9 protein-coding genes and 1 tRNA gene are annotated in these 9,608 nt (G+C 54.7%); 8 read left to right on the plus strand and 2 right to left on the minus strand.

Annotated elements, in window-relative coordinates; all coding sequences use genetic code 11:
* Both prfA and hemA read right to left on the minus strand, forming a co-directional pair.
* Nucleotides 1–863, minus strand: an 863-nt coding sequence (gene prfA, locus B3P58_RS05315; RefSeq protein WP_286716420.1) for a peptide chain release factor 1, incomplete at its 3' end; no start/stop codon positions are given.
* Nucleotides 864–866: 3 nt separating this feature from the next.
* Nucleotides 867–2,153 (minus strand): glutamyl-tRNA reductase, encoded by a 1,287-nt coding sequence (hemA, locus tag B3P58_RS05320; RefSeq protein ID WP_286716421.1) that lies wholly within the window; start codon nt 2,151–2,153, stop codon nt 867–869.
* Between the two features lie 264 nt (nt 2,154–2,417).
* Between hemA and B3P58_RS05325 the strand changes: the two genes are divergently transcribed.
* The 8 genes from B3P58_RS05325 to ychF all read left to right on the plus strand — a co-directional run bounded on the left by B3P58_RS05325 (nt 2,418) and on the right by ychF (nt 9,354).
* A complete protein-coding gene (locus B3P58_RS05325) occupies nt 2,418–4,271 on the plus strand; it encodes a tetratricopeptide repeat protein (protein ID WP_145469547.1) in 1,854 nt (617 codons plus the stop codon).
* Nucleotides 4,272–4,282: 11 nt separating this feature from the next.
* Nucleotides 4,283–4,876 carry a lipoprotein insertase outer membrane protein LolB gene (gene lolB, locus B3P58_RS05330; RefSeq protein ID WP_286716422.1) on the plus strand — a complete coding sequence of 198 codons (594 nt, stop codon included), beginning with the start codon at nt 4,283–4,285 and terminating at the stop codon, nt 4,874–4,876.
* Nucleotides 4,869–5,750 carry a 4-(cytidine 5'-diphospho)-2-C-methyl-D-erythritol kinase gene (ispE, locus tag B3P58_RS05335; protein ID WP_286716423.1) on the plus strand — a complete coding sequence of 294 codons (882 nt, stop codon included), beginning with the start codon at nt 4,869–4,871 and terminating at the stop codon, nt 5,748–5,750. Before lolB ends, ispE begins: the two co-directional genes overlap by 8 nt.
* A 7-nt stretch (nt 5,751–5,757) precedes the next feature.
* A tRNA-Gln gene (locus B3P58_RS05340) sits at nt 5,758–5,832 on the plus strand.
* A gap of 47 nt (nt 5,833–5,879) precedes the next feature.
* Nucleotides 5,880–6,821 (plus strand): ribose-phosphate pyrophosphokinase, encoded by a 942-nt coding sequence (locus B3P58_RS05345; RefSeq protein WP_145469550.1) that lies wholly within the window; start codon nt 5,880–5,882, stop codon nt 6,819–6,821.
* A 91-nt stretch (nt 6,822–6,912) separates the two neighbouring features.
* A complete protein-coding gene (locus B3P58_RS05350) occupies nt 6,913–7,539 on the plus strand; it encodes a 50S ribosomal protein L25/general stress protein Ctc (RefSeq protein ID WP_186435951.1) in 627 nt (208 codons plus the stop codon).
* 78 nt (nt 7,540–7,617) lie between these two features.
* Nucleotides 7,618–8,205, plus strand: coding sequence for an aminoacyl-tRNA hydrolase (gene pth, locus B3P58_RS05355; RefSeq protein WP_225692334.1), 588 nt, complete (start codon nt 7,618–7,620; stop codon nt 8,203–8,205).
* A gap of 57 nt (nt 8,206–8,262) precedes the next feature.
* Nucleotides 8,263–9,354, plus strand: a complete 1,092-nt coding sequence (ychF, locus tag B3P58_RS05360) for a redox-regulated ATPase YchF (RefSeq protein ID WP_145469553.1) — start codon at nt 8,263–8,265, stop codon at nt 9,352–9,354.
* Nucleotides 9,355–9,608 lie beyond the last annotated feature (254 nt).

Below are 9,608 nucleotides of genomic sequence, written 5' to 3' on the forward strand. Positions count from 1 at the left end.
GCGGCCTGACGCTGAGCGTCGCGCAACCGGGTCGCCAGCACCGCCAGCGCCTTGGCGCGGTTTTTATGCTGCGAACGCTCATCCTGACATTCCACCACCAGCCCGGTTGGCAGGTGCGTAACGCGGATGGCCGAGTCGGTTTTGTTAATGTGCTGACCACCGGCACCGGAGGCGCGGAAGGTGTCGATGCGCAGATCGTTCTTGTTGATGTCGATTTCTTCTTCGCTCTCAACTTCCGGCATCACCGCCACGGTACAGGCCGAGGTATGAATACGGCCCTGACTTTCGGTCTCGGGTACCCGCTGCACCCGGTGCGCGCCGGATTCAAACTTCAGCTGTGAATACACATCGGTACCGGAGATGCGGGTAATCACCTCTTTAAAGCCACCGTGCTCACCTTCGCTGGCACTCATCAGTTCGGTGCGCCAGCCACGGGTTTCGGCATAACGGGTGTACATTCGGTACAGATCGCCGGCAAAGATCGCGGCTTCGTCACCGCCGGTACCGGCACGGATTTCGACAATCACGTTGCGGCCATCGTCCGGATCTTTCGGCAGCAGCAGAATTTCCAGCTCATGCGCCAGCTGCTGCAGACGCTCGCCGGCGGCCTGCTCTTCTTCCTCACCCATGGCGCGCATATCCGGATCAGGATCGGCGGCCAGGGCTTTGGCTTCCGCCAGATCGGCGCCGGCCTGCTCGTAATCGCTGTAGGTCTGGGCGATCACTTCAAGATCGGCATATTCCTTCGACAGCTTGCGGAAGCGATCCTGATCGTTGGCCGCATCCGGCTCAGACAGCAGGTGTCCGACCTCTTCATAACGATCGCGCAGGTGTTCGAGTTTATTCAGAATCGAGCTTTTCATGGTTTATTCGGTATCAGCAGAGGAGGATGGCGCCGCATGGCTGTTCAGGCTGAACAGTTCGCGGGTCCAGTCGAGCACTTCCAGACGGCCTTCAGCACCGGCTTTGCGCAGCGCAGTGGTCGGTGCATGCAGCACCTTATTGCTGAAGGTATGGGCAAACTGGCGCAACACTTTTTCTGCGTCGGCACCGTTTTCAAGTTGTTTCAGCGCTTTGCTGAGCTGTTCTTCACGCAACGCATCAATACTGCTGCGCAGATCGGTCAGGGTCTGCACCGCATCCAGCGCTTTCAGCTCGCGCATAAAATGATCGACACCGGAGAGAATCAGCTCTTCGGCCTGACGCGCGGCGTCTTCACGGGAGCGCACGTTTTCTTCGATGATGCTGCGCAGATCGTCTACCGAATACAGATAGACATCCGACAGCTCGCCGACTTCTTCTTCGATATCGCGCGGTACAGCGATATCGACCATAAACATCGGCTTATGGCGGCGTTTTTTCAGCGCTTTCTCGACCATGCCCTTGCCCAGAATCGGCAACGGGCTGGCGGTGGATGAAATCACGATATCAGCACGTGGCAGCACATTGGGAATATCTTCCAGCAGCACCGCTTCGGCATGAAATTCCTGCGCCAGGTTCTGCGCCCGCGCCAGGGTACGGTTGGCGACAATAATATCGCGCACGCCGGCCTGATACAGATGACGGGCCACCAGTTCGATGGTTTCGCCGGCACCAATCAGCAGCGCGCGGCTGTTGGCCATATCGGCAAAGATATGCTGTGCCATACGCACCGCAGCAAAGGCGACCGACACCGGGTTTTCACCGATGGCAGTATCGGTACGTACGCGCTTGGCAATGGAAAAGGTCTGGCGGAACAGGCGCCCTAACTCAGAACCGACGGTGCCGGCTTCCTGCGCCACGGCAAAGGCCGATTTCATCTGGCCTAAAATCTGCGGCTCGCCCAGCACCAGCGAATCCAGACCGCTGGCAACACGCATGGTGTGCTGCACCGCCTGCTCGCTGGTCAGGCAATAGAGGGCCGAATCAAGATCGCGGCGGTCAATATGATGATGACGGACCAGCCAGTCGACGATCACCTCTTCGCGCAATTCATCAGCCGAGCAGTAAATTTCGGTACGGTTACAGGTCGACAGGATCACCACTTCAGACACAGGGTCCAGAGCCTGCACTTCGCCCAACACCGCCGGCATAGACGCCGGATCGAAGGCAACACGCTCACGCACAGCAACCGGTGCTGTTTTATGGTTAATCCCCAGTGCCCAAATACCCATGTCGACTGACGCTGCTCCCGCTTTCAAACTGCTCCGCTGACAATCATCAGCGGCGGAGTGCCTGACCTGCCCAAAAAACGCCAAGCGTACTGCAACTAAGCAGTCGCTTTGCACGTCACAGCAGGTGGCGGCTATGCAAAAGCGGGGATTATAAACATCTGGCCGCGGCTTTGCCGCTGAAATCTTTGACTTAAATCGCTATCTGACCCTAAATAGCATGCGCTATCTCATACTGGCATCCGAATCATCAGGTCTTCTCTTTATATGTTTTTTTACATCCGTGAGTCCCGCCGTACCTCTTCTGAGCGCCCGCCGCTGCCTGTTTTCTTACGTACAGGTCTTTGGCTGGCGCCGCTGTTTTCGGCGCTGATCGTCCTTCCGGGCTGCGCCAGTTTCGGCACCTCACCGGCAGCGGATCAGCAACAAAGCGTTCCGGCTGATAACACCCAGCCACAAAGTATTCACTATAAAACCACCCCGCCTACCGGCACCTCAGCTGAACCGGTCTACCGCCCGATTCCTGCAGCCACACTGTATTCCCTGCTGGTTGCAGAAATGGCCGGCCAGCGCCAGCGCTTTGATATTTCGCTCTACAACTATATGGATCAGGCCCGTACCACCCGTGATCCGGCCATTGCCGAACGTGCTGCCCGTATCGCCCAGTATGTTGGCAGCGACACCCACGCCATTGAAGCCGTTGCCATCTGGCTGGAAGAAGAGCCCGAAAACCCCGCTGCTCACCAGGCGGCAGCCCAGCTATTGATGGAACAGGGCCAGTTCAGCCAGGCACTGGAACATCTGGAGATATTGCAGGATCTTGCCGGCATCAGTCAGTTTGACTATCTGGCTGCGAATGCCGGACAGCTACCGGAGGAACAGCAACAGGCTCTGCTGGCGAAGTTTCAGCTTCTTTCCAACAAATACCCGGAGAATGCTTCCGTCTGGTACGCACGCGGCATAATGGAGCAACACCTGCGCCTCTATCCGGAAGCATTGCTGCATATAGATGAAGCGCTGAAACGTAATCCGGCGTATCTGAGTGCCGCCCTGCAGAAAGCACGCATACTGGTGCTGCTGCAACGCTCTGACGACGCTATCGACTGGCTTGAAGATATTCACGAAGACTACCCGGAGCATAAAGGTATCCAGGTTCTGCATGCCCGCATCCTGCTCGAGCAGCGTAAAATGGACAGTGCCCGCGATGCTTTTGCCAAGCTGCACAAAAATTTCCCCGAAGATTCTGCCATTTTGCTGTCACTGGCCCTGCTGGAAGAAGAACTGGGCCAGCGGGAACAGGCGCGGGAGCATCTGTATCAACTGCTGGCCAACCAGTCGCATACAGACGAAGCCCACTTTTATCTGGGCAAAATTGCTCAGGAAGAAGAAGACTACGACACCGCCATTGAGCAGTACGCTCAGGTCAGCAGTGGCCGTGAATTTCTTGCAGCGCACCTGAAAGCTTCTTATCTGCTGAATGATACCCAGGGGATTGATGCTGCCCGCAGCTATCTGAATGACCTGCGCGGTGATTTTCCACAACACTCAAGCGAACTGGTACGGATAGAGGTCGACCTGTTATCCGCTGCCGGTCAGCCGGAAGACGCCATGGTACTCATCAGCCAGGCACTGAGCGTTGCACCGGAAGACATCAATCTTCTTTATACCCGCGCTATGCTGGCTGAACGTCTGGGGGATCTGAATAAACTGGAGCAGGATCTGCGCACGGTTATCCGCCTCAGACCAGACCATGCCGAAGCCCTGAATGCACTGGGCTACACCCTAGCCGACCGTACCGACCGCTGGGCTGAAGCTTTGCCGTTAATTGAGCGTGCACTGGAACTGACACCGGAAAATCCGGCGGTTATCGACAGTCTGGGCTGGATCTACTTCCGCATGGGCAATATCGAACGCGCCCGTCCACTGCTGAAAAAAGCTTTCGACATGATGAAAGATCATGAAATTGCCGCCCACTACGGTGAACTGTTATGGCTCAGCGGTGATCAGAATGAAGCGCGCGACATATGGCTGCAGGGGCTGGAACAAACCCCTGACAGCGAGATTATTCTGCGTACCCTGCAACGCCTGGATATTGATCCGGAAAGCCTGAGCCAGAATTGATCAGACCTGCCATGACCATCAGAACCACTCTTACAACACTGCTCCTGCTGACGCTGCTCAGCGGCTGCAGCAGCCTGCTGCCGAAGCCAGAGGGCGGCAAACAGAACCTGCAAAGCAGCCTCAATCACCTGCAACAGTGGCAGGTGCGCGGTAAATTATCGGTGACCTCACCCGATGACAGCGTTACCGGCTACCTGACCTGGGAACAGGATAAACAAAGCTATGACCTGTTTATTTCCGGCCCCTTCGGTTCCGGCGCTTCCCGTCTGCAGGGTAATTCCCGCCAGGCTGAGCTGACCTTACCCGGTTGGGACAAACCACAGCGCGCGCGCACTCCCGAGCAACTGATGCTGGCTCATATGGGCTGGAATTTTCCGGTTACCGACATCCGCTACTGGGTAAAAGGCCAGGCCAGCCCCAATGCAGCGGCAACCGGCAAGTACGATGAGCATGGCCTGCTTACGCATCTGCAACAGCATGGCTGGGATATCCGTTTCTCCCGCTACCAGCAGCATGGCGATTACTGGCTGCCCGGCCTGATTAAAATATCCGGCCACGATTTCCGTTTTGTATTTTCGATCAAAGAGTGGACTGTTAATGGCTGAACTGCCTGAAAACACTGGCTGGCTGAGCGTACCAGCGCCGGCCAAACTGAACCTGATGCTGCACATCACCGGACGCCGGGATGACGGCTACCATAACCTGCAGACCCTGTTTCAGTTCGTTGACCATGGTGATGAGCTGCACTTTAAATTACGCAACGATGGCGACCTGACACTGAGCCCGGCCATTGAAGGTGTCGACTTCGAAGACAATCTGATCATCCGCGCCGCGCGCCTGCTGCAAAAAAAATCTGAAAAAACATCCGGAAAAACACTGGGTGCCGATATCCGGCTCGATAAAAAACTGCCCATGGGGGGCGGTCTTGGCGGTGGGAGTTCTGATGCAGCCACAACCCTGCTGGCATTGAATCAGCTATGGAATCTGCAACTGTCTTTCGACGAACTGGCGTCACTCGGACTCACGCTCGGAGCCGACGTTCCAGTGTTTGTGCGGGGTGAAGCGGCCTTTGCCGAAGGCGTGGGAGAGATACTGACCCCGGTACCGGAGCTGGACGAACCCTGGTATCTGGTGGTGTGCCCGCAAGTCCATGTTAATACAGGAAAAATTTTTTCACATAAGGGTTTGACAAGGGATACGGACCCCATTAATATTCGCACCGCGCTGAGGCAAGGGGGCAGAAATGACTGCCAGGCAATAGTCTCAATGTTGTATCCAGAAGTTGGTAACACATTGAATTTGCTAAATAAATTTTCCTTTGCTAAGATGACGGGCACTGGAGCTTGTATATTCTCAAGCTTCGGCTCTGAAACAGAAGCCATCAGTGTTTCTGCGCAGTTACCGGCTGAATATAAGGTCTTTGTGGCTAAGGGTGTTAACCAATCACCTGCACATAAGGTATTATTCGGACCGTCTTAAAAGTTGCTGGGGTGTCGCCAAGTGGTAAGGCAACGGGTTTTGATCCCGTCATTCGTAGGTTCGAGTCCTACCACCTCAGCCAATTCTCTTTCCTTCCATCATTGAACAATTACATCAAAGGGGACAACTGTGTCTAAGTTGATGGTTTTTACCGGTAACGCTAACCCGGAGCTCGCTAAGCTCGTTGTTGAGCGTCTCGATATTCCCCTTGGCGAAGCCACTGTTGGCAAGTTCAGTGATGGTGAAATAACCATCGAAATCAATGAGAACGTGCGTGGTAAGGATGTGTTTATCATCCAGCCTACCTGTGCACCGACTAACGATAACCTGATGGAAATCCTGCTGATGGCCGATGGTCTGCGCCGCGCCTCAGCCAGCCGTATCACTGCGGTTGTTCCCTACTTCGGTTATGCCCGCCAGGATCGTCGTCCGCGTTCTGCCCGTGTGCCAATCAGTGCCCGCGCAGTTGCCGACATGATGTCGACTGCAGGCATCGACCGCGTTCTGACCGTTGACCTGCACGCTGACCAGATCCAGGGCTTCTTCGATGTTCCTGTTGATAACGTCTACGGCTCTCCGGTACTGATTGATGACCTTGAGCGTCAGGCTTACGAAGACCTGATCGTTGTGTCTCCGGACATCGGCGGTGTTGTTCGTGCCCGCGCAATCGCTAAGCAGCTGAACGTTGATCTGGCGATCATCGACAAACGTCGTCCAAAAGCCAACGTTTCTGAAGTTATGCATATTATCGGTGATGTTTCCGGCCGTACCTGTGTACTGGTCGACGACATGGTCGATACCGCCGGTACTCTGTGCCACGCAGCCAAAGCTCTGAAAGAGTTTGGTGCGAAAAAAGTTGTCGCCTACTGTACACATCCTGTACTATCCGGCCCCGCTGTTGAGCGTCTGGCCAGTGCTGAACTGGATGAGCTGGTTGTTACCGACACCATCCCGCTGTCTGAAGCTGCTAAATCCATTGGCCGCATCCGCCAACTGACCATTGCTGGTCTGCTGGCTGAAGCTGTACGCCGGGTAAATAACGAAGAATCCATCAGTGCGATGTTTCGTTAAGCCATAACAGCATACAAAACAATTTTTCGGGCCGTTTGAGCTGGTCGCAAGCTCAAACGGCTTTTTATGTCAAAACCATGAGGAAATACCCATGTCAGAATTTAATCTGTCAGCTGAACTTCGCGAAGATGCGGGGAAAGGTGCGAGCCGCCGCCTGCGTCGCGAAAACGCCGTACCAGCCATCGTTTACGGTGGTAAAGCCGGTGGTAACGATCGCAAGCCACAAGCCATCGTTCTGAAAGCTAACGAGCTGAACAAAGTACTGGAAAACGAAGCGTTCTACAGCAGCGTGATCACCCTGACTATCGGTGAAAAAGCCGAGCAGGTTGTTCTGAAAGATCTGCAGCGTCACCCATCCAAAGCTCTGATCTGGCACGCTGACTTCCTGCGTGTAAGCAAAACCACCAAGATCAAAGCTCACGTACCTCTGCACTTCATCAATGAAGAAAGCTGTGTAGGCGTGAAAACCGGTGGTGGCAAAATCGCTCACCAGCTGACCAGCCTGGACATCATCTGTAACGCTGGCGACCTGCCTGAGTTCATCGAAGTAGATCTGGCCAACGTTGAAGCTGGCTCCGTGATCCACCTGTCTGATCTGAAACTGCCAAAAGGCGTTGAGTCTCTGGCTCTGTCTCACGGCCCAGAGCACGACACTTCTGTTGTTACTGTTATCGCTCCTAAAGGCGGCGACAGCGAAGAAGAAGCAGCTGCCGAGTAATTCCGGTTGCTGTAGCAAAAAAGCGGGGCTGGTCCCCGCTTTTTTATTGGTGATTCTTTATCATCGGATATCGACATCATGTCTGACCCTATTCAATTGATCGTAGGCCTGGGCAACCCCGGCGCCGAATACGAGCATACCCGCCACAATGCGGGCGCCTGGCTGGTTGAACGCCTGGCGCAGAACGAACGCATCAGTCTCAGCCCGGACAAAAAATTCTCCGGTCGTGCCGGCAAAGGCCGCCTCGGCGGGCAGGATTGCTGGTTGCTGATTCCCACGACTTTTATGAACCTCAGCGGACAGGCCGTACAGGCGCTGGCCAACTTTTATAAGCTGAAACCGGAACAGATTCTGGTGGTTCATGACGAGCTGGACTTACCTCCCGGCACAGCCAAATTTAAATTTGGCGGCGGTCACGGTGGCCAGAATGGCCTGCGCGATATCATCAGCAAGCTTGGCAACAATCAGAATTTTCACCGCCTGCGTATCGGTATTGGTCATCCTGGTGACAAATCCCAGGTCACCGGCCATGTACTGGGCCGCGCCAGCAAGAGCGACCAACAGGCCATTGATGCGGTGATCGATGAAGCCTTACGCGTTCTGCCCGATGCACTGGGCGGCGACCTGGCCAAAGCCATGAATCGACTTCATTCATTTAAAGGGTAAAATACCCGCCAAATTTTAACGCTGTTACGGCAGCAGTACGGATCACAGGATACTTTTATGGGCTTTAAATGCGGTATCGTTGGCTTACCCAACGTCGGCAAATCCACACTGTTCAATGCACTGACCAAATCCGGTATTGCCGCCGAGAACTTTCCGTTCTGTACCATTGAACCCAACTCCGGTGTGGTTGCCATGCCTGACAAGCGCCTGGATGAGCTGGCGACCATCGTAAAACCTGAGCGTGTTGTGCCAACCTCGATGGAGTTTGTGGACATTGCTGGTCTGGTTGCCGGCGCGTCCAAAGGTGAAGGCCTGGGCAACCAGTTCCTCGCCAATATCCGCGAAACCGACGCCATCGCTCACGTTGTGCGCTGCTTCGAAGACGACAACGTGATCCACGTTGCCAACCGCGTCAGCCCGGCCGACGACATCGACATCATCAATACCGAACTGGTACTGGCCGATCTGGAATCCTGTGAAAAGCAGCTGCAGCGCATTACCCGCGTTGCCAAAGGTGGCGATAAAGATGCCATCGCGCAGAAAGCACTGCTGGAGCGTCTGATCCCGCATTTCGAACAGGGCAAAACCGCCCGTATGCTGGAACTGAACGACGACGAGCGCAAGCTGGCGCGCACCTTCCACCTGCTGACCATCAAGCCAACCATGTACATCGCTAACGTGGCGGAAGACGGCTTTGAAAACAACCCGCACCTCGATGTGGTCCGTGGTATTGCCGAGTCAGAAGGTGCCTCCGTTGTTGTGGTCTGCAACAAGATCGAAGCCGAAATTTCCGAGCTGGACGATGAAGACAAACTCGAATTCCTGCAGGAAATGGGCATGGAAGAACCGGGTCTGGATCGTGTAATCCGTTCCGGTTACGAGTTGCTGGGTCTGCAGACTTACTTCACCGCCGGTGTGAAAGAAGTACGCGCCTGGACCATCAAAATCGGTGATACCGCACCACGCGCAGCCGCCGCGATTCACACCGACTTTGAACGTGGTTTTATCCGTGCCGAAGTGATTGGTTATAACGACTTTATCCAGTACAAAGGTGAAGCCGGTGCCAAAGAAGCCGGTAAATGGCGCTTAGAAGGCAAAGAGTACATCGTTAAAGACGGCGATGTAGTGCACTTCCGCTTTAATGTGTGAAGCCTGACAGGAAAAACTCCGGTACACATACCGCAAAGAATAAAAGCGCCTCAGGGCGCTTTTTTATTATCTGCAGCAATATAGGCCAACCTGAATCAACCATCTGGGCAATCCGATGGATGACTGTCGCACTTTACCCAAATCTCTCACTATACTCTTTCAACTGAAACTTAAGTCGACCCGGAGCCCTGCATGAAATTGCACCCCCTCGCATCGTCTATCTCTCTGTTGTTAGCAGCATCACTCGCCGCCTG

Origin of the sequence: Thalassolituus sp. UBA2009, assembly GCF_002335285.1 — a bacterium.
In the GTDB taxonomy this organism is placed as follows: Bacteria; Pseudomonadota; Gammaproteobacteria; order Pseudomonadales; family Oceanobacteraceae; genus Venatoribacter; species Venatoribacter alkanivorans.

Bases quoted from the DNA above. Each gene is read 5' to 3' on its own strand.
- B3P58_RS05325 (WP_145469547.1), top strand. From the start codon at position 2,418: ATGTTTTTTTACATCCGTGAGTCCCGCCGTACCTCTTCTGAGCGCCCG.
- pth (WP_225692334.1), top strand. From the start codon at position 7,618: ATGTCTGACCCTATTCAATTGATCGTAGGCCTGGGCAACCCCGGCGCC.
- hemA (WP_286716421.1), bottom strand. From the start codon at position 2,153: ATGGGTATTTGGGCACTGGGGATTAACCATAAAACAGCACCGGTTGCT.
- ispE (WP_286716423.1), top strand. From the start codon at position 4,869: ATGGCTGAACTGCCTGAAAACACTGGCTGGCTGAGCGTACCAGCGCCG.
- B3P58_RS05350 (WP_186435951.1), top strand. From the start codon at position 6,913: ATGTCAGAATTTAATCTGTCAGCTGAACTTCGCGAAGATGCGGGGAAA.
- lolB (WP_286716422.1), top strand. From the start codon at position 4,283: ATGACCATCAGAACCACTCTTACAACACTGCTCCTGCTGACGCTGCTC.
- ychF (WP_145469553.1), top strand. From the start codon at position 8,263: ATGGGCTTTAAATGCGGTATCGTTGGCTTACCCAACGTCGGCAAATCC.